General features: G+C 59.2%; 23 protein-coding genes. 13 read left to right on the top strand and 10 right to left on the bottom strand.

Features of this window, described 5'->3' with window-relative positions:
- Window positions 1-74: 74 nt before the first annotated feature.
- From hemC to ABIE59_RS12470, 4 genes are read left to right on the top strand one after another with little or no spacing between them, the layout of a single operon-like run.
- The gene (gene hemC, locus ABIE59_RS12485; RefSeq protein WP_354447329.1) at window positions 75-1,016 is read left to right on the top strand and encodes a hydroxymethylbilane synthase; all 942 of its coding nucleotides are present in this window, start codon (window positions 75-77) and stop codon (window positions 1,014-1,016) included.
- On the top strand, window positions 997-1,836 hold the full coding sequence (locus ABIE59_RS12480; protein ID WP_354447327.1) for a uroporphyrinogen-III synthase: 840 nt from the start codon (window positions 997-999) through the stop codon (window positions 1,834-1,836). The genes hemC and ABIE59_RS12480 overlap by 20 nt, the downstream gene beginning before the upstream one ends.
- Window positions 1,823-2,935, top strand: a complete 1,113-nt coding sequence (locus ABIE59_RS12475) for a uroporphyrinogen-III C-methyltransferase (protein WP_354447325.1) — start codon at window positions 1,823-1,825, stop codon at window positions 2,933-2,935. The genes ABIE59_RS12480 and ABIE59_RS12475 overlap by 14 nt, the downstream gene beginning before the upstream one ends.
- Window positions 2,932-4,173 carry a heme biosynthesis HemY N-terminal domain-containing protein gene (locus ABIE59_RS12470; RefSeq protein ID WP_354447323.1) on the top strand — a complete coding sequence of 414 codons (1,242 nt, stop codon included), beginning with the start codon at window positions 2,932-2,934 and terminating at the stop codon, window positions 4,171-4,173. The genes ABIE59_RS12475 and ABIE59_RS12470 overlap by 4 nt, the downstream gene beginning before the upstream one ends.
- A gap of 60 nt (window positions 4,174-4,233) precedes the next feature.
- Here ABIE59_RS12470 and ABIE59_RS12465 read toward each other — a convergent pair whose 3' ends face one another.
- The 3 genes from ABIE59_RS12465 to rho form a co-directional block, all read right to left on the bottom strand.
- The gene (locus ABIE59_RS12465; RefSeq protein ID WP_354447321.1) at window positions 4,234-5,226 is read right to left on the bottom strand and encodes a 2Fe-2S iron-sulfur cluster-binding protein; all 993 of its coding nucleotides are present in this window, start codon (window positions 5,224-5,226) and stop codon (window positions 4,234-4,236) included.
- Between the two features lie 13 nt (window positions 5,227-5,239).
- On the bottom strand, window positions 5,240-6,727 hold the full coding sequence (ubiD, locus tag ABIE59_RS12460; RefSeq protein WP_354447319.1) for a 4-hydroxy-3-polyprenylbenzoate decarboxylase: 1,488 nt from the start codon (window positions 6,725-6,727) through the stop codon (window positions 5,240-5,242).
- 226 nt (window positions 6,728-6,953) lie between these two features.
- Window positions 6,954-8,216, bottom strand: coding sequence for a transcription termination factor Rho (gene rho, locus ABIE59_RS12455; RefSeq protein ID WP_058091947.1), 1,263 nt, complete (start codon window positions 8,214-8,216; stop codon window positions 6,954-6,956).
- A gap of 365 nt (window positions 8,217-8,581) precedes the next feature.
- Here rho and moaB point away from each other — a divergent pair, with 365 nt between their 5' ends.
- The 4 genes from moaB to ABIE59_RS12435 are packed head-to-tail and all read left to right on the top strand — an operon-like array spanning window position 8,582 to window position 11,092.
- Window positions 8,582-9,154, top strand: coding sequence for a molybdenum cofactor biosynthesis protein B (gene moaB / locus ABIE59_RS12450; RefSeq protein WP_354447317.1), 573 nt, complete (start codon window positions 8,582-8,584; stop codon window positions 9,152-9,154).
- 12 nt (window positions 9,155-9,166) lie between these two features.
- On the top strand, window positions 9,167-10,381 hold the full coding sequence (locus ABIE59_RS12445; protein ID WP_354447315.1) for a molybdopterin molybdotransferase MoeA: 1,215 nt from the start codon (window positions 9,167-9,169) through the stop codon (window positions 10,379-10,381).
- A 2-nt stretch (window positions 10,382-10,383) separates the two neighbouring features.
- Window positions 10,384-10,644 carry a molybdopterin converting factor subunit 1 gene (gene moaD, locus ABIE59_RS12440; RefSeq protein ID WP_354447313.1) on the top strand — a complete coding sequence of 87 codons (261 nt, stop codon included), beginning with the start codon at window positions 10,384-10,386 and terminating at the stop codon, window positions 10,642-10,644.
- Window position 10,645: 1 nt separating this feature from the next.
- Window positions 10,646-11,092, top strand: a complete 447-nt coding sequence (locus ABIE59_RS12435) for a molybdenum cofactor biosynthesis protein MoaE (protein WP_354447311.1) — start codon at window positions 10,646-10,648, stop codon at window positions 11,090-11,092.
- Window positions 11,093-11,186: 94 nt separating this feature from the next.
- Here ABIE59_RS12435 and trxA read toward each other — a convergent pair whose 3' ends face one another.
- Complete coding sequence (trxA, locus tag ABIE59_RS12430) at window positions 11,187-11,513, bottom strand: thioredoxin TrxA (protein WP_011784020.1); 327 nt, start codon at window positions 11,511-11,513, stop codon at window positions 11,187-11,189.
- A 289-nt stretch (window positions 11,514-11,802) separates the two neighbouring features.
- On the opposite strand from trxA, the gene ppx reads away from it, so the two are divergent.
- The gene (gene ppx / locus ABIE59_RS12425; protein ID WP_354447308.1) at window positions 11,803-13,326 is read left to right on the top strand and encodes an exopolyphosphatase; all 1,524 of its coding nucleotides are present in this window, start codon (window positions 11,803-11,805) and stop codon (window positions 13,324-13,326) included.
- A gap of 13 nt (window positions 13,327-13,339) precedes the next feature.
- Here ppx and abc-f read toward each other — a convergent pair whose 3' ends face one another.
- Entirely contained in the window at window positions 13,340-15,286 is a 1,947-nt protein-coding gene (abc-f, locus tag ABIE59_RS12420; protein ID WP_354447306.1) for a ribosomal protection-like ABC-F family protein, read from the bottom strand.
- Window positions 15,287-15,330: 44 nt separating this feature from the next.
- Here abc-f and ABIE59_RS12415 point away from each other — a divergent pair, with 44 nt between their 5' ends.
- The 3 genes from ABIE59_RS12415 (at window position 15,331) to bamJ (ending at window position 17,081) form a co-directional block, all read left to right on the top strand.
- A complete protein-coding gene (locus ABIE59_RS12415) occupies window positions 15,331-15,864 on the top strand; it encodes a DUF2390 domain-containing protein (RefSeq protein WP_354447304.1) in 534 nt (177 codons plus the stop codon).
- The gene (locus tag ABIE59_RS12410) at window positions 15,861-16,244 is read left to right on the top strand and encodes a DUF4124 domain-containing protein (RefSeq protein ID WP_354447302.1); all 384 of its coding nucleotides are present in this window, start codon (window positions 15,861-15,863) and stop codon (window positions 16,242-16,244) included. Before ABIE59_RS12415 ends, ABIE59_RS12410 begins: the two co-directional genes overlap by 4 nt.
- Window positions 16,245-16,367: 123 nt before the next feature.
- Window positions 16,368-17,081, top strand: coding sequence for a BamJ family beta-barrel-assembly machinery protein (gene bamJ, locus ABIE59_RS12405; RefSeq protein WP_354447300.1), 714 nt, complete (start codon window positions 16,368-16,370; stop codon window positions 17,079-17,081).
- Between the two features lie 69 nt (window positions 17,082-17,150).
- On the opposite strand, the gene ABIE59_RS12400 is transcribed toward bamJ, so the two are convergent.
- Window positions 17,151-17,630: an Rsd/AlgQ family anti-sigma factor gene (locus ABIE59_RS12400; RefSeq protein ID WP_072678673.1), complete on the bottom strand. Its 480-nt coding sequence runs from the start codon at window positions 17,628-17,630 to the stop codon at window positions 17,151-17,153.
- Between the two features lie 105 nt (window positions 17,631-17,735).
- The gene (locus ABIE59_RS12395) at window positions 17,736-18,242 is read right to left on the bottom strand and encodes a disulfide bond formation protein B (protein WP_072678674.1); all 507 of its coding nucleotides are present in this window, start codon (window positions 18,240-18,242) and stop codon (window positions 17,736-17,738) included.
- A 67-nt stretch (window positions 18,243-18,309) separates the two neighbouring features.
- On the opposite strand from ABIE59_RS12395, the gene ABIE59_RS12390 reads away from it, so the two are divergent.
- Window positions 18,310-18,735 (top strand): flagellar basal body-associated FliL family protein, encoded by a 426-nt coding sequence (locus ABIE59_RS12390; protein WP_152437166.1) that lies wholly within the window; start codon window positions 18,310-18,312, stop codon window positions 18,733-18,735.
- A gap of 1 nt (window position 18,736) precedes the next feature.
- On the opposite strand, the gene rmf is transcribed toward ABIE59_RS12390, so the two are convergent.
- From rmf to ABIE59_RS12375, 3 genes are all read right to left on the bottom strand, one after another.
- Window positions 18,737-18,949 (bottom strand): ribosome modulation factor, encoded by a 213-nt coding sequence (rmf, locus tag ABIE59_RS12385; protein WP_058091935.1) that lies wholly within the window; start codon window positions 18,947-18,949, stop codon window positions 18,737-18,739.
- Between the two features lie 113 nt (window positions 18,950-19,062).
- Entirely contained in the window at window positions 19,063-20,619 is a 1,557-nt protein-coding gene (gene gshA / locus ABIE59_RS12380) for a glutamate--cysteine ligase (RefSeq protein ID WP_354447296.1), read from the bottom strand.
- 65 nt (window positions 20,620-20,684) lie between these two features.
- Window positions 20,685-23,015: a Tex family protein gene (locus ABIE59_RS12375; RefSeq protein WP_354447294.1), complete on the bottom strand. Its 2,331-nt coding sequence runs from the start codon at window positions 23,013-23,015 to the stop codon at window positions 20,685-20,687.
- Between the last annotated feature and the right edge of the window lie 4 nt (window positions 23,016-23,019).

Here is a 23,019-nt window from a genome sequence, read left to right as displayed (position 1 = left end):
GGCCGTCTACGGCGGGACTTTTTCGTTGCCACAAGGTAACCTTGGGGCACATTTTTCCTACGACTGTGAGTGCCATGTCAACACGAACCCTTCGCATTGCAACCCGCAGCAGCGCCCTGGCGTTGTGGCAGGCGGAATTCATCAAATCCGAACTGGAAAGGCTGCACGATCACATCACCGTGGAGCTGGTGAAGATCAAGACTCAGGGCGACAAAATTCTGGACGTACCACTGGCCAAGATTGGTGGCAAGGGTCTGTTTGTGAAGGAACTGGAAGAAGCCATGCTGGACGGCCGGGCCGATCTTGCAGTGCATTCCATGAAAGACGTACCGATGGAGTTCCCGGAAGGCCTCGGGCTAGTGGCCATCTGCGAGCGGGAAGACCCGACCGACGCCTTCGTCAGTAACCACTACGATAACCTGGACCAACTGCCCCAGGGAGCCGTGGTTGGCACCTCAAGCCTGCGCCGTGAAACCCAGCTCAGGGCCAATCGCCCGGATCTGGAAATCAAAATGCTGCGAGGCAACGTCAACACCCGATTGGCCAAGCTGGATGCCGGCGAGTACGACGCCATTGTCCTGGCCAGCTCCGGCCTCAAGCGCCTGGGCTTTCACGACCGGATACGCTACTGCATGCCCGATACCGTGTCGCTTCCGGCCGTTGGCCAGGGCGCGCTGGGTATTGAATGCCGCCTCGATGACAGCGAGCTGCGGGCATTGCTGGCACCGCTGAATCACGACGATACTTCTGACCGGGTGAACGCAGAAAGGGCCCTGAACCGGCGCCTTGAAGGTGGCTGCCAGGTTCCCATTGCCGCCTATGCCCTGCTGGAAGACGACAACACATTGTGGCTGCGTGGACTGGTGGGGGCTGTCGACGGCACCGAGATTTTCCGGGTGGAAGGCCGAGCGCCCCGCGCCGAAGGCGAACGTCTGGGCCGTGAACTGGCCGAGCAACTGCTGGCCATGGGGGCCGACAAGGTACTGGCTGAGATCTATGGCCACACCCCAAGCTGATCGGAATAGCCAGGCCCTGCCCTTGCAGGGCCGGCGCATACTGATTTGCCGGCCGGAGCCTGAGGCCAGCCGGCTGGCTCAGGCCTTCCGGGCAGCCGGCGCCGAGGTTCGCCAGATGCCCCTGATGGCCAGGGAACCGCTGCCTGAAGCACCAGAGCGCCGATCGATACTGCAGGAACTGGATAACTTTTCCCACATCATTGCCGTCAGCCCCTACGCAGCCAGCTTACTGCTGGACGAAATCGATCATTGGTGGCCCCAGGTGCCTATGGGCATCCAGTGGTATGGCGTGGGCGCCGGTACCGCAGCAGTTTTCGCCGAGCATGGTTTGCTCCCGAACAAACCGGAAAACGGTTGGACCAGTGAAGCCCTTCTGGCTTTGCCCGGCTTGCAGGACCTGGAACACGAGAAAGTGCTCCTGGCCCGGGGCGAAGATGGCCGGGAGCTGATTCGGCAGACTCTGGAGCAGAGGGGCGCGCGCATAACGGTCCTGCCGCTGTACCGACGCTTCCGGCCATACTATGCTGCCAATGAGCTGCAAGACAATTTTGCTGCGTTCCGGCCGGAGGTGATCATTGCGCTTTCCGGCGAAACCCTGAACAATCTGATTGACGTTGGCAGCGCGTTCCAACAGACCCTGCACGATGCGCTGTTGGTGGTTCCTGCGGAACGCGTATCGGAGCACGCCCACAAGGCCGGCTTCAGGAATATACTGATCCCGGACGGCCTGGCTGACCAGAACCTCGTGACCAGTGTGGCCTCCCGGATAACGAAGGCGGCCGGTGACAACGGTAAACCAAGTAAGGATGCCCGTGACTGAAACAACAAAGCAACTGCCCGCCCCGGTTAGCCCGGCCAATGCCACTCGAGTACGCCTGTGGCCAGTCTGGCTGATCGCCATCCTCGCACTGATTATTGCGCTGGCCCTGGCGTTCTGGAACTGGCAACAATGGCAGACTCACAAAACCACCATGTTAGTCATTCAGGAGCTTCGCCAGGACACGGCACAGCTGGAGAACCGTTATGGCAGCCGGGGCACCGAACAAAGCCAGCGCCTGCAGTCACTGGAGAATAACCTGTCAGCCCAGCGGGAGCTGATTGCAACCCAGCAGCGACAAATTGACCACAATGCCCGGGAACTGCTGGAAGCCGGCAATCGTACCCGAACCGACTGGTTGCTGGCAGAGGCAGAATACCTGCTGCGCATTGCTAACCAACGCCTGTTGATCGAAAAAGATATCCGGGGTGCCCTGTCCGCCCTGGAGTCCGCAGATGAAGTTCTGCGGGAATCCGACGACATTGGAGTTTACCCGGTTCGCCAACAGCTGGCCCGGGAAATTCTGTCACTGCGCGGTATTCAGGGTGTTGACCGAACAGGGCTGTACCTGAAACTGGAAGCCGCCATCGCCAGCATCCATGACCTGACCGACCAGGCCCTGATTCACGACCAGGCCCCCGGCTTCCGGATGACCGAAGATCCCAACGCCCCAACCGACGGCCGCAATATGTTTGTACGGGGCTGGAACCGTTTTCTCGACACCCTGAAACAAGTGATCGTGGTACGTCGCATGGACGAGCCCGTCAAACCGCTGTTGTCGCCGGACCAGAGCGCCTGGGCACGGCTTAACCTTCAGTTGATGCTGGAGGAGGCCGAAATGGCCGTGCTTCGGGGCAACCAGCCGTTGTATGAACGGGCCCTTAACAAAGCCATCAACACCGTCAGCGACTGGTACGACTTAACCAATCCGGCAATCCGGGGACTGGCCGACACCCTGACAGAACTGGCTGGCCGCAATGTCGACCCCACCCTGCCGGATATCAGCCAGTCTCTCGGTTTACTGAAAGAACGGCTGGCTGGCCGGCTCGCGACCGGTAACGAAGAAGCCTCCGGAACCGAACGCGAGGGCAATGACTCATGATCCGGCTGCTGCTCCTCCTGCTGGTTGCGCTGTTGATTGGCACTGCCTTATCACTGGGGCTGACCTACGATCTGGGTTATATCCGCATCAGCCTGGGCCACTACCTGATTGAGACCAATTTCTGGATGGGTCTTGGACTTATGATTCTGCTGGTGGTACTGGCGGTTTCTCTGATCAACACCCTGAGGCACCTGCGCCAGGGCACCGGCATGGTGGCCGGCTGGGTATCCCGGGGCAACGAACGCCGGGCCAGGCGCCGCACTACCCAGGGCCTGCTGGCACTGGCCGAGGGCAACTGGCCCCGCGCCCGCAAGCTGCTCGCTTCCTCGGCAGACAAAGCCGACACACCGCTGATCAACTATCTTGCTGCCGCCCAGGCGGCCTTTGAAACCGGTGACCACGAGGCGGTGGATGAGCTGCTGCGCAAAGCCTATGACAGCACACCTGGCTCCAACATGGCCGTGGGGTTGACCCAGGCCCAGCTGCAACTGGCAGGCAACCGGCTGGAGCAGGCCTTGGCCACTCTGCTGCGCCTTCGCAAGGAATCGCCCCATCATCCGTTTGTGCTGAAGCTGCTGAAGAACACCTACCTGCGCCTGGAAGACTGGCGTGAGCTGTCCCGGCTGATACCGGAGCTTCGCAAGCGGGATGTATTGCCAGGCAAAGAGCTGGACGAGCTGGAACGGCAGGTATGGCATAACCTGCTGGAAAGGGCCGCAGAAGACACCCAGAAATTGCGCAAAGACAACCCCGAGGCGTCTCTGGAACCGCTGACCCGGTTATGGGACGAACTGCCCGGCTTTGTGCGCCGGGACGAATACACCATCCGGGATTACGCCAGCCTGCTGGCCAGGCTGGGTGACGAAGCCCAGGCCGAAACCCTGTTGCGCAAGGTACTGAGAAACCACTGGAGCGATGAGCTCATCAACCTGTATGGGCGGGTCAAGGGCAACCAGCCCGAAGAGCAGCTGCTGATTGCCGAACAGTGGCTGAAAGACCGTCCCAATAATGCGGAGCTGTTGCTGGCCCTGGGCCGTCTCAGCCTGCGTAACGAGCTCTGGGGCAAGGCAAAAGAGTATTTCCAGACCAGCCTGCACCTGCGCCGTAGCCGGGAAACCCTGGCCGAGTTAAGCCGGCTGAATGCTCACATGGGTGAAGAAGAAGCCAGCATCAAGCTGCTGATGCAAGGACTGGAAAGCGATAACAGCCTGCCAGACCTGCCCATGCCAAGGGCCTGACACGGGAAACAGAAAGGCCGGATGGTTACATCCGGCCTTTTTATCTGACCACAGCGGCGTTCAATCCCGCGGAGCGTACTCCAACACATCCGAAAAGAACGCCTGCTTTGGTAGGCCTTCAGCCATCAGCGCATCCATCAGCGTGTAGACCATTGCTGGAGAGCCACTGGCATGCACCTCCACATTTTGCCAGTCAGCCCCGGATGCCAGTACGGCACCCACCAACTGATCGTGATGGCCGCCCCAATCGTTGTCCTCGTCGTCACCGACCACCGGGAAGAAGCTGAACGGTGGCCAGTCGTCATGCCATTGCTGGGCCAGCGACCGCAGATACATATCCTCGTGCTTGCGCACCCCCCAGTACAATTTGACCGGGTGCTGGAAACGGGTTTCCTGCAGGAATTCGCACAGGCTTTTCATCTGGGCAAAACCGGTGCCTGCCGCTACCATCAGCATCGGCTTTTCCGGTGCTGCAGCCAGGCACGCCTTGCCGTGGGGCAATTCCACGGTAACATCCTGCCCGGAGGTCAGGGCATCGATCACCTTCTGGGCAGATACCCACTCCGGCGAAGCCTGGATGTGTAACTCAATGTTGGCGGCCGAGGGGCTGCTGGCAATCGAAAAATAGCAGGGCTCAGCACCCGGAAGGTTTACCGACAGGTACTGGCCGGCGTGAAAAGCCACCTCACGGCGCTTCGGCAACTGCAATTCAACCCGATACACATCGTGACTGATGGAGCGCACGTCCACCACTTTCGCCAGGTATTGCCGGGGTTGATGATTTCCTGATGCCATAACGGCGGGTATCTCCAGTTTCAGGTCAGTCAGCGCCAGGGTTCGACACATCATTAAACGCTCACCGACCGTGATTAGTTTCTGATTACGGGTATTCAGGGCCTGACCGGACACCAGCCGGGCCTCACAGATTTCACAAACGCCATTTCTGCAGGCGGCCGGCACCTGAATACCGGACTCAGCAGCCCCCAGCAGCAAGTCCGTATCGTCTGCCACCTGAAAACCCAGGCCGGAGGGCTGAAGCCGAATCCGATGCATCCGGCTGCTCCTGTCAATCGGGGCGAGCGGCGGGAATTTCAATGCCGAGGCTGTCCCACAGATCATCCACCCGCTGCTTGACCTCATCGGTCATGGTGATCGCGGTGCCCCACTCCCGATCGGTCTCACCCGGCCATTTGTTGGTGGCATCCAGGCCCATTTTCGAACCCAGGCCAGACACCGGCGAGGCGAAGTCGAGATAGTCGATCGGTGTATTCTCCACCATCGTGGTGTCCCGAACCGGGTCCATCCGGGTAGTCATCGCCCAGATCACATCTTCCCAACTGCGGGCGTTCACGTCGTCATCAGTGACAATCACGAACTTGGTGTACATAAACTGCCGCAGGAATGACCATACGCCCATCATCACCCGTTTGGCATGGCCCGGGTACTGTTTTTTCATGGTAACGATGGCCAGCCGATAGGAACAGCCTTCCGGCGGCAGATAGAAATCCACAATCTCCGGAAACTGTTTCTGCAGGATCGGGATGAAGACTTCGTTCAACGCCACCCCCAGCACCGCCGGCTCATCGGGCGGCCGGCCGGTATAGGTGCTGTGGTATATCGGGTCTCGGCGGTGCGTGATTCGCTCCACGGTGAACACCGGGAAATGGTCCACCTCGTTGTAATAGCCGGTATGGTCACCGAAGGGCCCTTCGGGAGCCACGTCGTCCGGGTAGATAAACCCTTCAAGCACAATCTCGGCACTGGCAGGCACCTGCAAGTCACTCAGGCCAGCCTTTACCAGCTCGGTACGGGCGCCCCTTAACAGCCCGGCGAAAGCGTACTCGGACAACGAATCTGGCACGGGGGTAACGGCGCCGAGAATGGTCGCCGGGTCCGCGCCCAGGGCAACCGCCACCGGGTAAGGTTTGTCCGGGTTGGCCCGGCGGAATTCCTGGTAGTCCAGCGCCCCGCCCCGATGACTGAGCCAGCGCATGATCAACCGGTTACGGCCAATCACCTGCTGCCGATAGATACCCAGGTTCTGGCGCTCTTTATTGGGCCCCCGGGTGATCACCAGCGGCCAGGTTACCAGCGGGCCGGCGTCACCGGGCCAGCAGTGCTGGACCGGAATCTGGTACAGGTCAACCTGGTCTTTGTCGATCACCACCTCCTGGCAGGGTGCCGAGCGGAGCACTTTCGGGCTCATGCGCATCACCTGTTTGAAGATCGGTAGTTTCTCGATGGCATCCTTGAAGCCTTTGGGGGGATCCGGCTCTTTCAGAAACGCCAGTAGCTTGCCGACCTCGCGCAATGCCGCCACGTCTTCCTGCCCCATCCCCAGGGCCACTCGCTTGGGCGTGCCAAACAGGTTCGCCAGAACGGGCATGACATAGCCTTTCGGGTTTTCAAACAACAACGCCGGCCCACCGGCCCGCAGGGTACGGTCGCAGATTTCGGTCATTTCCAGGTGGGGGTCGACTTCTACGCTGATGCGTTTCAGCTCACCCAGCTTTTCCAGCTGGCTGATGAAGTCTCTGAGGTCGTTGTATTTCATGGTGTGCTCCGTTTCTGGTCTACGGTACTACGGAGTTTGGGCTTAACCGGACTGCCCTGTATTCAGCCTTTTCATTTTTTGGTTCGGAGTCAGAACAAGGCCGGGAGAGGGTGTCAAAACGGAAAACGGTGGTTTTCCTGATGGTTTTGACACCCTCTCCCGGCCTTGTTCTTTGAACTTCGGGAGTGCAACGCTCCCTGTGTTCAAACGAGCAGGGGGACCGGCATTAACGACGCTTCATGGACTGGAAGAACTCGTCGTTGGTCTTGGTGTCACGCAGCTTGTCGAGCAGGAATTCCAGTGCACCGGTGTCGTCGTCCATGGAGTGCAGGAGCTTGCGCAGAATCCACACGCGCTGGATGTCTGCTTCGCTCATCAGCAGGTCTTCACGGCGGGTGCCGGAACGACGGATGTTGATGGCCGGGTAAACTCGCTTCTCGGCAATTTTGCGGTCAAGGTGCACTTCCATGTTACCGGTGCCCTTGAACTCCTCGTAGATAACCTCGTCCATCTTGGAACCGGTATCCACCAGCGCGGTCGCCAGGATGGTCAGGCTGCCGCCCTCTTCCACATTCCGGGCCGCGCCAAAGAAGCGCTTGGGTTTTTCCAGGGCATGGGCGTCAACACCACCGGTGAGCACCTTGCCGGACGAGGGAATCACCGTGTTGTAGGCACGGGCCAGGCGGGTGATTGAGTCCAGCAGGATGATCACATCCTTCTTGTGCTCGACCAGGCGCTTGGCCTTCTCGATTACCATTTCCGCTACCTGCACATGACGGGCTGGCGGCTCGTCGAAGGTGGAGGCCACAACCTCACCGCGCACGGTGCGCTGCATCTCGGTCACTTCTTCCGGGCGCTCGTCAATCAGCAGCACCATCAGATGACATTCCGGGTTGTTACGGGCGATGGACTGGGCGATGCCCTGCATCAGCAGCGTTTTACCGGCCTTGGGCGGGGACACGATCAGACCACGCTGGCCTTTACCGATCGGGGCCACCAGGTCGAGCACCCGAGACGAAAGGTCTTCGGTACTGCCGTTGCCCACTTCCAGGGTCAAACGCTCCTGGGGGAACAAGGGAGTCAGGTTTTCAAACAGAATCTTGTTGCGGGCGTTATCCGGCTTGTCAAAGTTAATCTCGTTAACTTTCAGCAGAGCGAAGTAACGCTCACCATCCTTGGGAGGACGGATCTTACCGGAGACGGTATCGCCGGTACGCAGGTTGAAACGGCGAATCTGGCTGGGGGAAACATAGATATCGTCCGGGCCGGCCAGATAGGAGGCGTCACCGGAGCGAAGGAAGCCGAAACCGTCCTGCAGAATTTCCAGTACGCCGTCGCCGTAGATGTCTTCGCCGCTCTTGGCGTGTTTCTTCAGGATAGTAAAGATAACATCCTGTTTGCGCGAGCGAGCCAGGTTGTCCAAGCCCATTTCTTGCGCGATGTCGAGCAATTCGGGCACAGATTTCTGCTTGAGTTCAGTAAGATTCATAATTTGTAGGATTGTCAGGAATGGAAGTAAACGACTGTTGGAATGACAGGGGTGCCCCTGAACGTGTTGATCAAAAAAAGCTGAAACATGGTGCTGGCTAGATGGAGCAACCGGTGCAGATGGAAGCCGGATTTGTTTGCTGAAGCCAGAGAGTGGGAACAACTGTTCGCCGGGCAAGCCGCATAATCGACCACCTTGAAGGCGTCTGTCAAGACCTGTGCCCAAAATTAAGTCAGTTTCATGATCTTCTGTCACCGGCACACCTCCCTCTGATGGGTTACTCCCTTCCCATCTGAGGCCCGTATACGGATACTGACACTACTATTGATGAATGCATCTCGAATGCAGTAGAGCGGAGCCAAGCTATGAGCACTGAGCTTACCAAGGAACTCACACCTCTGAATATTGCCATTCTGACGGTATCTGACACACGGGGTTTCGAGCAGGACACCTCCGGGCAGTTCCTCGAAGACAATGTTGTCGAGGCCGGTCATCGGCTGGTGTCTCGCCGGATACTTCCGGACGACGTCTACCTGATACGGGCGATCATTTCCCAGTGGATTGCCGACCAGGAAATTCAGGCGGTGATCATAACTGGCGGCACGGGCTTTCACGAGCGAGACAGCACACCGGAAGCGGTCAAGCCGCTGCTGGACAAGGTCATTGAAGGTTTTGGGGAGGAATTTCGCAGGTTATCGGCGCTGGAAATCCGCTCTTCCACGATTCAGTCCCGGTCATTCGGTGGCATGGCCAACAACACCGTTATTTTCTGTCTGCCGGGCTCAACCGGTGCCTGCAGGACGGGCTGGGAGGGCATTCTGAAAGACCAGCTGGACAGCCGGCACGGCCCCTGCAACTATTCCGGACTGGTCCTGCGCAAACCAGAGCGGGCCTTCAGTCGGCTCCAGGAAGTCATTGGCCATCGTGCAGAAAAATAACCGGGAGGTACCATGGCAGGTTCTGACCTGATCTCTGTTGACGACGCGCTCAATCACATCCTGAGCCGCGCCACGGCGATAACGCAATCCCGGCCTGTGTCACTCAGCGAATGCCTGGGCCGGGTCCTGGCCGAAAACCAGTATGTGCCGGCGAATGTTCCCCCCGCCGACAACAGCGCTGTGGACGGCTATGCCCTGCATCACTCAGACGTGACCCCCGGGCGAGCGTTGGCGGTCTCTGACCGGGTACCGGCGGGTACCGCCCCCAAACCACTCGAACCAGGCACCGCGGTGCGAATCTTTACCGGTTCAGAGATTCCTGCAGGTGCCGATGCGGTAGTGATGCAGGAGCGGGTGGAACGCACCGATGACAGCGTACTCATCTTGGCAGAAGTCAGCGCCGGACAGAACATTCGTCGTCGCGGCCAGGACCTGGCCCAGGGGGAGCTGGCGTTGTCCCGGGGCACCCTTATTCGCCCCCAGGAAATGGGATTGCTGGCCTCTATGGGTATCGCACAGGTGCCTGTACTGGAGCGTTTGCGGGTGGCTATTCTGAGCACCGGAGATGAACTGGTACAACCCGGAGAACCGCTTGCCCCCGGGCAGATCTACAACAGTAATCGCTACACGCTGCTCGGATTACTGGCCCAGGCCGGTTGTGAGGCTATCGTCTGCGACACGGTTCGCGATACTCGCGACGGCACCCGCCAGGCCCTGCAGGATGCGGCGAGACAAGCTGATCTGATCATCACCAGTGGCGGCGTGTCTGTGGGTGAAGAAGACCATGTGCGCGCAGTGCTTGAGGAGTCCGGCCGGCTGTCGTTGTGGCGGCTGGCCATCAAGCCTGGCAAACCACTGGCGTTCGGCAGCATTGACGACACGCCGGTGCTCGGGCTGCCTGGCAATCCGGCCTCAGTGCTGACTTCCTTTATGATCATCGTGATGCCCTACATTCGCAAACGCCAGGGGCGACCCGACGCGTTGCCGGTTGGGGAGTGGCTGCCCGCCGACTTCACCACACATTCACCCTCTATCCGCCGGGAGTTTATGCGCGCACGCAAGACAGGTATCGGTGCCGCAGCCTCGGTGTCCGCCGCCCCGAACCAGAGCTCCGGCGTGCTGAGCGCCGCATGCTGGAGTTCCGGCCTGGCGGTGGTGCCGGAAAACAGCACCATCAATATCGGTGATCCGGTAATGTATTACTCATACCCTGAACTGATGAGCTGATCATGACTGACCAGAACCTGACTGTTCGTTTTTTTGCACGGCTTCGCGAGGAGCTTGATACCGAGAGCCTTGAGTTGCCGGCAACCCCGGGCCAAACCGTTGAGGGCGTGCTGTCGGAACTGGCCGCCCGGGGTGGCCCCTGGGCTCAACTGAAGGGCGATCAGCCGGTCATGGTGGCCGTCAACCAGGCCATGGCCAAGCCGTCAACGCCGGTCACGCCAGGCGATGAAGTGGCCTTTTTTCCACCAGTGACCGGAGGTTGAAATGATTTCTGTCCAGACGGAAGATTTCGATGTCGGTGCTGAATATGAGGCGCTGCGAGCCTCCGGCTCTGGTACCGGGGCGGTAGCCACCTTCTCCGGGCTGGTCAGGGATTCCGGGGACCTGTCCGGGGTGACCGGGCTGTTCCTGGAGCACTACCCTGGCATGACTGAACAGGTGATCCAGGGGCTGATAGACTCTGCTTCTCAGCGCTGGGATGTCCGCAAGGCAAGGGTGATTCATCGGGTTGGGCGGCTGGCGCTGTCGGATCAGATCGTGTTTGTCGGCGTTTGCAGTGCTCACCGGGGGGATGCATTTGCAGCCTGCGAATTCATCATGGACGCCCTGAAAACGTCAGCCCCGTTCTGGAAAAAGGAAATCACCGGAGACACCGAACACTGGGTAGAGCAAAAAGACTCGGACCTGGAACGCTCCAGGGCCTGGGAATAAAGCTCACTTTTCGACTGGCAGCCAGTGAGGGTGATTGAGGCACAAAAAAACCGCCCGTGAACCATGTTCAGGGGCGGTTTTCTTCAACAGCGGATCAGAGGTTGCTGTCGAGGAAGGCGGCGAGTTGTGACTTGGACAATGCGCCCACTTTGGTGGCATCCACGTTGCCGTTCTTGAACAGCATAAGGGTGGGGATGCCACGGATGTTGAACTTGGGCGGGGTCTGTTCGTTTTCGTCGATGTTGAGCTTGCAGACCTTGAGCTTGCCGTCGTATTCGTCGGCGATTTCTTCCAGAACCGGGGCAATCATCTTGCACGGGCCACACCACTCTGCCCAGTAATCCACCAGTACCGGGACGTCAGATTTCAGTACGTCCTGTTCGAAAGAAGCGTCGGTGACATTAACGATATTTCCGCTCATTACCTTTTCCTGATTCAGGCGCTCCACGGCAAAAAGTGCTGCCTTGTCGGAGTCGCTGTTGACTGTAGCGGGCTGTACCAACCGTAACCGGAATACTGCCCACCCGGATTTCGTTAGAGGCTTACTTTACGCGATTGCCTGCCTCAATGTGAAGCGGGATCTGTTTCCACAGGGCTTGATCTGCATCCGTATTCACCGCAGGCCGTTACTGACAGCGCACTGCGCTTTCTTTTATAGTACGGCCATCGCTACCGACAAGTTCACACCATACAGGACGCCAACCCACGTGATGGCCGCATCCCCCGCCGAGAATACTGCACCCTCCCCGGATATGCTGGCAGCCATTGATATGGGCTCCAACAGTTTTCATATGGTCGTGGCCCGACTGGTCCATGGGGAAATCCGCACGGTCGAGAAAATGGGCGAAAAGGTCCAGCTCGGCGCCGGGCTTGACCCCTATAACCGACTGACAGAAGCGGCTCAGCAGCGGGCCCTGGAATGCCTCAGTCGATTTGCCCAGCGGCTGCAGGGCATGCCTGCCGAAGGCGTTCAGATTGTCGGCACTAACGCGCTGCGAGTAGCCCGCAACGCCCCTGAGTTCATCGCGCGGGCTGAAGAGGTGCTCGGTTACCCGGTTGAGATCATCGCCGGCCGAGAAGAAGCCCGGCTTATTTATCTGGGAGTTTCCCACACCCTGGCAGATGACGAAGGCAAGCGGCTGGTCATCGATATCGGTGGTGGCAGCACCGAATTCATCATCGGCCAGCGATTTGAGCCCCAGGAGCTGGAAAGCCTGCATATGGGCTGTGTGTCGTTTCGCAATCGCTATTTCCCGGACGGAAAAATTACCCGGCGGCAGATGGACAAAGCGATCACTCACGCCGAACAGGAGCTCCTGAACATCCGCCAGCACTACCGCTCGGTTGGCTGGCAAAGTGCCGTCGGTTCCTCAGGATCCATCAAGGCGATCTGCAGTGTGCTGGCCAATCTGAAGATCACCGATGGCACCCTCACCCGTGACGCAATGGAAGAGCTGCGTAAACGGCTCGTCGACATGGGCAAGGTTGAAAAACTGGCAGACCTGGGCGTTCGTCAGGATCGGCAAAGCATTTTCCCGGCCGGATTTGCCATCCTGCTGGCGGCATTCCGATCACTGGATATTCAGGCGATGACCTTCGCAGATGGGGCTCTCCGGGAGGGGCTGCTGTACGATATCGTTGGCCGTATCCAGCACGAGGATGTGCGGGAGCGCACCATTGCCGCGCTGCAGGAGCGCTACCACGTCGACCAGGCTCACGGTGCCGCCGTTGAGCAGACGGCCATTGCCGCCTGGCAGCAAGTGGCCGATCAATGGGGCCTGCATACGTCAGCGGACGAAGATGTACTGCGCTGGGCCTGCCGGCTACACGAGATTGGCCTGACCATCTCCCACAGCCAGTACCACAAACATGGTGCTTATCTGCTGCGTTATTCCGACCTGCCCGGCTTTACCCAGCAGTTTCAGAAAGATCTGGCCACTCTGGTGCGTGGCCATCGACGGAAATTCTCCTCCACCGTGTTCGAGGGCATAGAGCCGGAAGATAAGCCGCGCCTGCGCTACCTGTGCGTTTTGCTAAGGCTGGCCGTACTGATCCAACACCCCAGGAATCTGGAGCAGCCACCCGAATTCGTCCTCCATGGCCATGAAAACAAGCTGGTGGTGGAGTTTCCGGAAGGCTGGCTGGATAACCGGCCACTGACCCTGGCAGACCTGGAGAACGAGCGGGATTATCTGTCCAAACAGGATTTCACGCTGGAAATCGGCACCCGGTAAACCCGATGGGGCGCTAGCCGGCCAGTTCGGCCTCCAGATTTTCCACTGTTTCGCTGACCTCCAGCCATTCGGCCTCGGTCTCCTCCAGGGCCCGCTTGAGTTCGGTCTGCTCCGCCAGCAGCGTCTTCAGGCGCACTTTCCCGCTGTCTTCGTACACCGCAGGGTCCCCCAGAGAAGCTTCCACGCCTGCCAATTGCTGCTGCAGCTGATCCATCCGGGCTTCCAGAGATACCTGTTTTTTCCGCCACGGGCTCAGCTTCTGGCGAAGTTCCGCCTCCTGGCGCTTTCTGGCCTTGCGCTCGTCGGCCGTCAATGCCTGGGCACTGCCGGCCTTCTTTTCAGCATCGGAATCCTCAGCTACCTGGCGTTTGGGGGGCTCGTCCTCATCCTTCCTGCGGTCTGCCAGCCAGCGTTCATAGTCTTCCAGGTCGCCGTCGTATTCCTGAACTGTGCCATCCGACACCAGCCAGAACTCGTCTACGGTATTGCGTAACAGGTGCCGATCATGGGACACCACCACAATAGCACCATCAAAATTCTGCAGTGCCATGGTCAGGGCCTGGCGCATCTCCAGGTCCAGGTGGTTGGTGGGCTCATCCAGCAACAAAAGGTTCGGTTTCTGCCAGGCGATCACCGCCAGGGCGACCCGGGCTTTTTCACCCCCGGAGAACGAGCGAATTGGGCTCAGGGCTTCGTCGCCATGAAAATCAAAGCCGCCCAGAAAGTTCCGCACCGATTGCTCGGACGCACGTGGCGACAATCGCTGTAGATGCAGGAACGGGCTGGCGTCCAGGTCCAGGGCTTCCAGCTGGTGCTGGGCAAAATACCCGATGGCCAGGTGCTCGCCACAGGTACGCTCACCCGACAGCAGGGTACCGGTGCCCCGCAGGGCATCCATAAAGGTTGATTTGCCCGCACCGTTGGGGCCGAGCAAACCAATGCGCGAACCGGGCAGCAAGGTGACGTTGATATTATTCAGGATAGCCATCTGGCCATGGCCGGCCACACCGTTGCGAATGGACAACAACGGGTTGGACACCTTGTCTGCCATCGGAAATTCAAAGCTGAAGGGCGAATCCACATGGGCTGGCGCGATTCGTTCCATGCGTTCCAGAGCCTTGACCCGGCTCTGGGCCTGGCGGGCCTTGGTAGCCTTGGCCTTGAATCGGTCAATGAATCGCTGAATCTCGGCAATACGGGCCTGCTGGCGCTCGTAATTGGATTGTTGCTGGGCCAGGCGCTCGCTGCGCTGCACTTCAAACGCCGAGTAGTTGCCGGTGTAGAGTTCCAGCTTTTTGTTATCAAAGTGCACCAGGTGTGTGGCCACCCGATCCATGAAATCCCGATCATGGGAGATAAACAGCAGGGTGCCCGGGTATCGACGAAGCCAGTTCTCAAGCCACAGACAGGCGTCCAGGTCCAGGTGGTTGGTGGGCTCATCCAGCAACAGCAGGTCCGATGGCCGCATCAGGGCCTGAGCCAGATTCAGGCGAATACGCCAGCCCCCGGAAAACGCCGACACCGGCCGGTCCACATCGCTGTCGACAAACCCCAAACCCCGCAACAACGCCTCGGCTCTTCTGGGCGCCGACCAGGCTTCGTGCACGTCCAGTTCCCCGTGTAACCGGGCGATGGCGTGATGGTCATCCCGGGCTTCGGCATCCGCCAGCTCACGTTCCATGCGGCGCAATTCAAAGTCGCCGTCCAGCACAAAGTCTCTGGCAGATCGCTGACTGGCCTCAACTTCCTGCGCCATGTGGGCGATGCGACAGCCCCCCGGCAGCGACACACTGCCCTGCTCAGGTGCCAACTGGCCCAGTAAGAGCTGGAACAGGCTGGATTTTCCGGCACCATTGGCGCCAACAATCGCCACCCTCTGGCCGGGCTGCACCGTCAGGCTGACGTTTTCTAGCAACCAGACGCCGCCTCGTTGTAAACTGAGATCGGTTATCGTTAACATAGACTGTCTTTATCCATGGATTTCAGCCAGGGAAGTGCCCTGCCATGACCGTTCCGCAGACAGAATCATTGAATCTGCCCGCAACAATGGAACCGGATAATCCCCTGTGGCGTTATGCTCTGGCCTGCTGGCAAAACCCGGAGCTGGCCGAGGCCTGCCTGGCATTGCAAGCCTGTGACTGGAGCGTTACCCGAATTCTCTGTGCCGGCTGGTTGGGGGTGAACGGGCACCCGTTCACTGGCGTTGAGGACGCTAAGGTAACAGAGTGGCGAGCCCGTGTAACCGGCAGCATTCGTTCGGCCAGAAAATCCATTCCCCGGCATCATAATGGTTGCCGTGATCTCCGGGAAGCACTGGCCCGGGCCGAACTACAGGCCGAGCAAACCGAACTTGCCCTGGCCTGGCACACACTGACAACCAGGTACCCGGAGACTGGCAATATGCACAATCGCAAAGCCGCCATCCTGCAAAATCTGTTGGCTGCAGCACCGTATCGGGAAGCAGACACCCGGGCACCCACATCACTGGACACGCTGGCAGAGCATTTGGCGGCTGCCACAGGAGAACCCCGGCCATGATGATGAAGTGGCTTATTCGGCTATCGTTTCCGGCCCTTGGCCTGCTGTTGTTACTGATTTTCTTTGGTCTGGGGGACCCCGGCAAAGTATCGGAGTCTGCGGCCGAGGCGAAACCCGAGGCCATACCTTCGTTCGAAGGCCTGCTGCCGGCCCCCATTCCCACCGATGGCCCGGAGATTGTCTTCAAATGGCAGGACACCGAAGGCAACTGGCACTATGCCGACCAGCCACCGGCCCAGGGCCCCTGGAACGCTCTGGCCATCGAACGGCCAGGTAAAAACCTGCATAACGAACGCCGGGCCGACAATGACAACGACTGGCGTTCACCCTACCGGGCTCCCTTTTCTCTGACTCCATCACCCGGCGATAACGGTAGCTGACGCCAACGGCATCACACTGTTACCACAGTTTCAGTGGCATCCTGCCGCTGAACCCGTTACCTTTCTTTTTTGCCAAATCCAAGTGGGCCGCAAGGCCCTGTTTCACGTGCGAAGGATACAAGTATGAAGAAAACCCTGTTAGCTATCGCCATGACCGGCCTGGTTGCCGGCTGCTCTACCGCCCAGGATTCCGCAAATGACCCCGCCCTGGACACCACGCCGGAAAAAGTCAGCTACGGCATGGGCCTGGTGCTTGGTGAGCGTATGAGTAATGACCTGCCTGACCTGCAAATGGACCAGTTCCTGCAGGGCATACAGCACGGCCACGCTGGCGACGAGCAAACCAAGCGACTGACCCGTGAGCAAATCCAGGAAGCGCTGATGGCGTACCAGGAGGAACTTCAGAGCCAACAGGAACAGCAATACAACGAGCTGGCCAGCCAGAACCTGGAAGCCGGTGAAGCCTTCCTGGCCCAGAACGCCGAACGGGAAGGTGTGGAAACCACTGAATCCGGCCTTCAGTACGAAGTCATCGAGGAAGGCGACGGCAACAACCCGACGGCCTCGGACCGGGTGCAGGTGCACTACACGGGCGAGCTGATCAATGGCGACGTGTTCGACAGCTCCCGTGATCGTGGCCAGCCGGTTACCTTTGGCCTGAGCCAGGTGATTCCGGGCTGGACCGAAGGCCTGCAGCTGATGAGTGAAGGTGCCCGTTACAAGCTCTACATTCCTGCGGACCTGGCCTATGGCCCAGGCGGCAATCAGGCAATCGGCCCCAACGAAACCCTGATTTTTGATGTGGAACTGCTGGCAGTTAACCCGGAAAACGAATAAATCCGAGCAATAAAAAAACGGCCTGAGAGTTCAGGCCGTTTTTTTGAAAAGCGCTTTGTCTTGCCGAATTCAGGCAGAGGCCATTTTCCCGGCATGGGCATTATGCAAATGCTCGATCAGGAAATCTTCCATCTCGAACCGGCTTTCCAGTACCTCACCCAGCTTTGACAACTCGGTGAACAGTTCCCTGACGTCGTCTTCGGTCAGCAGTCGACCATCAACACGATCGTTGAAGTTGAGAGCCACACCAGTCGTCTGTTCAATCCGGGGATAGACTTTTGCCGCCAATTCCAGCCCGCCATCGTTGAACTCACGGGCCTCCTGGATCAACTGTTCGTAGACTTCGAAGTGCCCGGCAGACACATAGTCGACCAGCACCTCACAGAGGCGGACAAACTTGTCTCGCAGCATCTCGGTCTGGGAGAAATCGGTCTCGGTCGACAGATCGCAGTAGCGCACCAACAGCTCCTGGCGCTCTTTCAGCCAACGGTCGATCAGCTCGCTGACTCCGCCCCAACGCTCCCTGGCGTTTCTGCAGTTCTCCAACATGACGTCTGTCTCCCCTCAGTCAGTCTGCCTGATAAATGGCCGTTCACTTGATTGTCGTCATGACTGAATCAAGTTACCCCAAGGCCATGGTGGCCCGCAACCGTTTCAGCCCTGCAACCAGTTTTTCGGCCGATACCGGCGGAACATCATCACCAGGCCAACCAGCACCAACAAGCTGAAGAACACGGCTGTCCAGCCAGGAATGCTCAACCCGAGAAAGCGCCAGACCACTTCGGCGCAATCACCGGTGCCTTTCAGGGCCGTCTGCAGCACCTCAAACCAGGGCAACACCTCAAGCATGTAGTCCACCGACGGCCCACAGGCGGGCACCTGATCTTCCGGCAGGCTTTGCAGCCACAGCTGCCTACCAGCAATGCCCAGCCCGGTGCCGGCGGTCAGCACCAGAAAAAAGCCATACACCCGGTTACCAAAACCGGCGGGACCATGGAGAAACGCAATCAGGGCTACCAGCCCTGCGCCCATAAAGCCAAAACGCTGCAACCAGCACAACGGGCAAGGCTCCAGGCCCATGACGTGCTCCATGTAAAAGGCCACGGCCAACAGAGCTGCGCACAGAAGAAAAACGACGCCGAACACCCATCTGCTTGTCAAATCAACACCCCGGAATCATCATGTAAGCTGATGCTGCCAATCCTAACCCATGAAGAACATTGCGCCTATGACCTTTCACCGAAAATACGTCCTAACGCTGTTACTCGCTATCGCTTCCCTGATCGCCTGGCCGGCCATGGCCGAGGAGGAGACAGAGGAACGGGGGGTAACCGACTACATCGCCATGGAGCCGGCATTTGTGACCCATGTGGGCGAACCCGGCAACAAGGTCATTTACCTGAAGGCATCGGTAACCCTTCGTGCCTCGCAGGAGACAACAAGAGCCGCCGTACAGGCCCATATGCCGCGATTGCGGCACGAACTGGTGATGCTGTTCGGTGAGCAGACGGACGTTGACCAGCTCACTACTCAGCAGGGCCAGCAAGCGTTAAGAGGGGAAGCCGCACAGCGGATCAATACCGCCCTGGAAGAACAGAAAACCGGTGAGCGCATCACCGGCGTGCTGTTTACGGAATTCGTGGTGCAACGGTAGGTCAGGCGATTCGGGAGAACAGGTCGTCGCTGGAGGGCTGCTCCGCAGCCACCTGGCCGGCATCATCCCAACCCGCTTCCCAGGCGGCGATGATCACCTCACCCCGATACGGGCAGCGGTTTTTGTCCATGCCCATGGAGCCCGCCATGTACCCCTGGCGATACGCCTTGTTGAGGGCTTCCACATCCCATCCGAGCTTGATATCTCTTGCCATGGCGCCGTCTCCTTACCTGTTGTAAACAAAAGTAACAGCAGGTAACGAAGCCGGCAAATCCTTCTGTGGTTTCTGTGCGTCACGTCCCTTTCGGGTTGTGACTCAACCACGGCTCACGAGCGCAGATACTCTTCCAGGAAGGTGGCAAACGGAAGGTTATCCGACTGTTCCTGGGCCTCCTGTTCGGCCAGGGATTCCCGCGACATGCGCTGGTAATCCGCCAGCACGTCCGGAGCCAGTGCTTCGTTTCTGAGGGTTTCCTGGTGCTGCCGGGACAACGCCAGCACCCAGTCCCGGTGACCCAGCCCGGAGGCTTCCATCGACGCCAGTACGCGGGCCGATGGCACAGACCATTCCTGCCCCTGCAACTTTTCACGCTGGGCAGCCAGGGCTGAACGGTAGGTCTCGTCCTGACCCCAGCTGTCCAGCAACTCCGCCAGCGGCTGCAAGCGATTCAGCAACTCACGGGCAGCATTACCCACCGGCACCCGCTGGCCACCCTGGCACACCCCCAGCTCCTGCCAGCGGCCTGATGCCACCACATCTTTGTAGTTGTCATCCAGCCGCTGACATTCGTCATCTCCGATGCGGGGAGAATCGGTCAGCAGGCAGTCAAGCAGGAACAGATCCAGAAAATCGATCTGCGCCCGGTTGACCCCTACCGGCGAGAATGGGTCCAGATCCAGGCAACGTACCTCGATGTATTCCACTCCACGGGCATCCAGCGCCTGGATAGGCTTCTCAGCACGCTCGGTGGTGCGTTTGGGACGAACGGCGCTGTAATACTCGTTCTCAATCTGCAACACGCTGGTGTTGATCTGGATAAACTCGTCGTTACGACGGGTGCCAATGGCTTCATAGGCCGGCCAATTGGTATGGATAGCCTGATCCAGGGTACGGGTGTAAGTGTCCAGCTCGTTGAAACAGATGTTGAGAGAGGCCTGGGCATTGTTGTGGTAACCCAGATCACCCATCCTCAGCGACGTGGCGTGTTTGCCATACCAGGTTCTCTCGTCAAACCGGCTTAGGTCATGCTTCACGCCGGCAACGAAACTGGCGTCCAGGGCTGGGGATGCACCGAACAACAGCATTAACAGCCAGCTTCGGCGGCGGAAATTGCGGATCAACCAGAAATACTGGTCGGATTTGAAATCCTTCAGGGCATCCTGATTACCGGTCAGTTGCTGCCATTTATTCCAGAAACTGTCGGGTAACGACAGGTTGTAGTGGGCCCCGGCAATACTCTGCATGATGCGACCGTAACGCACAGCCAACCCCTGCCGATAGACATGCTTGAGCTGACCAATGTTGGAGCGGCCATATTCAGCGATGGGAATGCTCTGATCGCCATCAATCTCACAGGGCATGCTGGCCGCCCAGAACACTTCGTCACCGAGATTCTGCTGAACAAACCGGTGGGTGTCTCGCAGCGATGCCAGCATGGCCTCAGTGGAGCTGAAAACCGGGGTGATCAGCTCCAGCAAGGCTTCGGAATAATCGGTGGTGATCCGTGGATGGGTCAGGGCCGAGCCCAGCGCCTCCGGGTGCGGTGTCTGGGCAATGAAACCATTGGCATCCACGCGAAGGCCTTCTTTTTCGACCCCTTTGAGAAAACCGTCCCAATCGCTGGCCGCAAACTGGTGAAACAGGGAGTGGCGGGATTCAGCCATGGTGAGCTCCTGTTGGCGCGATTGCCCCCTCGTGAGGAGCAATCGCGTTGAATCGATGAGGTGATTTAACGACCGTTCTTGCGGGCAGAGGCCAGCGCCTGCGCCAACGCACCCGCCATGGCGCCCTGCGCCTGGCCCTGACCACCCTGGGGTTTGCGACCACCGGAGCGACCTGCGTTGCGGTCGGCGCCCCGGGCTGGCTTGGCCTGGGTCTCGGCCCCGGGCTGGTCATCCATACGCATGGACAGCCCGATGCGTTTACGGGGAATGTCCACTTCCATCACTTTGACCTTAACAATATCACCGGCCTTGACCACTTCGCGCGGGTCTTTTACGAAAGTATGAGACAGGGCGGAGATGTGCACCAGGCCGTCCTGATGCACGCCGATGTCAACAAAGGCGCCGAAATTGGTGACGTTAGTTACTGAGCCTTCCAGCACCATACCCGGCTTCAGGTCCTTCAGGGTTTCCACCCCTTCCTCGAAGCTGGCAAAGCGGAACTCGGGGCGCGGGTCGCGGCCCGGCTTTTCCAGTTCGGAGATGATGTCTTTGATGGTTGGCAGGCCAAACTGTTCGGTAACGTAGTCCTGAGGGTTCAGGCTGCGCAGAAACGCCGAGTCGCCAATGATGTCTTCCACCTTGCGGTCATTACCCTTCGCGATGCCCTCAACCACACCGTAGGCTTCCGGGTGCACCGAGGAACGGTCCAGCGGGTTGTCGCCGCCAGCAATACGCAGGAAGCCGGCCGCCTGCTCAAAGGTGCGCTCACCCAGGCGGGAGACCTTCAAAAGCTGCTTGCGACTGACAAATTTGCCATTCTGGTTGCGAAAATCGACGATGTTCTGGGCAATGCTCGGGTTCAGGCCGGATACCCGGGTAAGCAGCGGCACGGAAGCCGTATTCAGGTCGACCCCAACGCCGTTTACACAGTCTTCCACCACCGCATCCAGGCTGCGCGACAGCTGCACCTGGGAAACGTCATGCTGGTACTGGCCAACCCCGATGGACTTGGGTTCGATCTTTACCAGTTCCGCCAGTGGGTCCTGCAGGCGGCGGGCGATGGACACCGCACCACGGATGGTCACGTCCAGATCCGGCAGCTCTTTGGAGGCAAATTCCGAGGCGGAGTAGATGGACGCCCCGGATTCGTTCACCACAATACGGGCCAGCTTCAGTTCCGGATACCGTTTGCACAGGTCGCCCACCAGCTTCTCGGTTTCCCGGGACGCGGTGCCGTTGCCGATGGCGACCAGCTCAATCTGGTATTTCTGGCACCAGGCCGCCAGCTGGGCAATGGATGGCTCCCATTTGTTCTGGGGCGCATGGGGGAAGATGGCCCCGTGGTCCACCACCTGGCCGGTGCCGTCGATCACCGCGACTTTAACGCCGGTACGCAAACCGGGGTCCAGGCCCAAGGTTGGCCGAGGGCCGGCCGGGGCCAGCAATAACAGGTCTTTGAGATTGGCGGCGAACACGTTGATGGCTTCGGCCTCAGCGGCTTCCCTTACCTGAGACATCAGGTCGGTTTCGATCTGGGTAGAGAGCTTCACCCGCCAGGTCCAGCGCACCACTTCCGACAGCCATTTGTCGGCGGCCCGGCCGTTATCCCGAATACCCCAGCGGGCGGCAATGCGCTGCTCGGCAGGATGGGGCTGGCGGCGATCGTCTTCAACATCCCCCACCACCAGCGAGTAGGTCAGTATGCCTTCGTTACGTCCGCGCAGAATGGCCAGGGCCCGGTGTGACGGTACCTTTTTCAGGGGTTCCACGTGATCGAAATAATCCCGGAACTTGGCGCCTTCGTTCTCCTTGCCGTCCACTACGGTGACTTTCAACTGACCTTCCTGCCAGATGAAGTCACGCAGCGAACCCAGCAACTCCGCGTCTTCGGCAAACCGCTCCATGAGGATGTGGCGGGCGCCTTCCAGCGCGGCCTTGGTGTCTTCCACGCCCGCTTCCGGGTTCAGGTAACCGGCGGCGGTGGCTTCCGGCTCCAGCGTGGGGTCGCCGAACAGGGCATCAGCCAAGGGTTCCAGCCCGGCTTCACGGGCAATCTGGGCTTTGGTGCGGCGTTTGGGCTTGTAGGGCAGGTACAGATCTTCCAGGCGGTTCTTGGTGTCTGCCTCCTGGATGGCTGCGCGCAGCTCATTGGTAAGCTTGCCCTGCTCATCAATGCTGTTGAGGATGGTGCCGCGGCGGTCTTCCAGCTCGCGCAGGTAACGAAGACGCTCTTCCAGGGTTCGCAGCTGGTTGTCATCCAGCGAGCCGGTTACCTCTTTCCGGTAACGGGCAATAAACGGAACGGTGGCCCCTTCATCCAGCAAGGCAACGGTGGCATTAACCTGTTGCTCGCGTACGCCGAGTTCGTCGGCAATGCGCCGGGAGATACTGTTCATGCAA

Source organism: Marinobacter sp. MBR-99 (genome assembly GCF_040547575.1).
In the GTDB taxonomy this organism is placed as follows: Bacteria; Pseudomonadota; Gammaproteobacteria; order Pseudomonadales; family Oleiphilaceae; genus Marinobacter.
The sequence above is the reverse complement of the archived record's forward strand: the minus strand, read 5'-3'. Positions and strand labels throughout refer to the sequence as shown.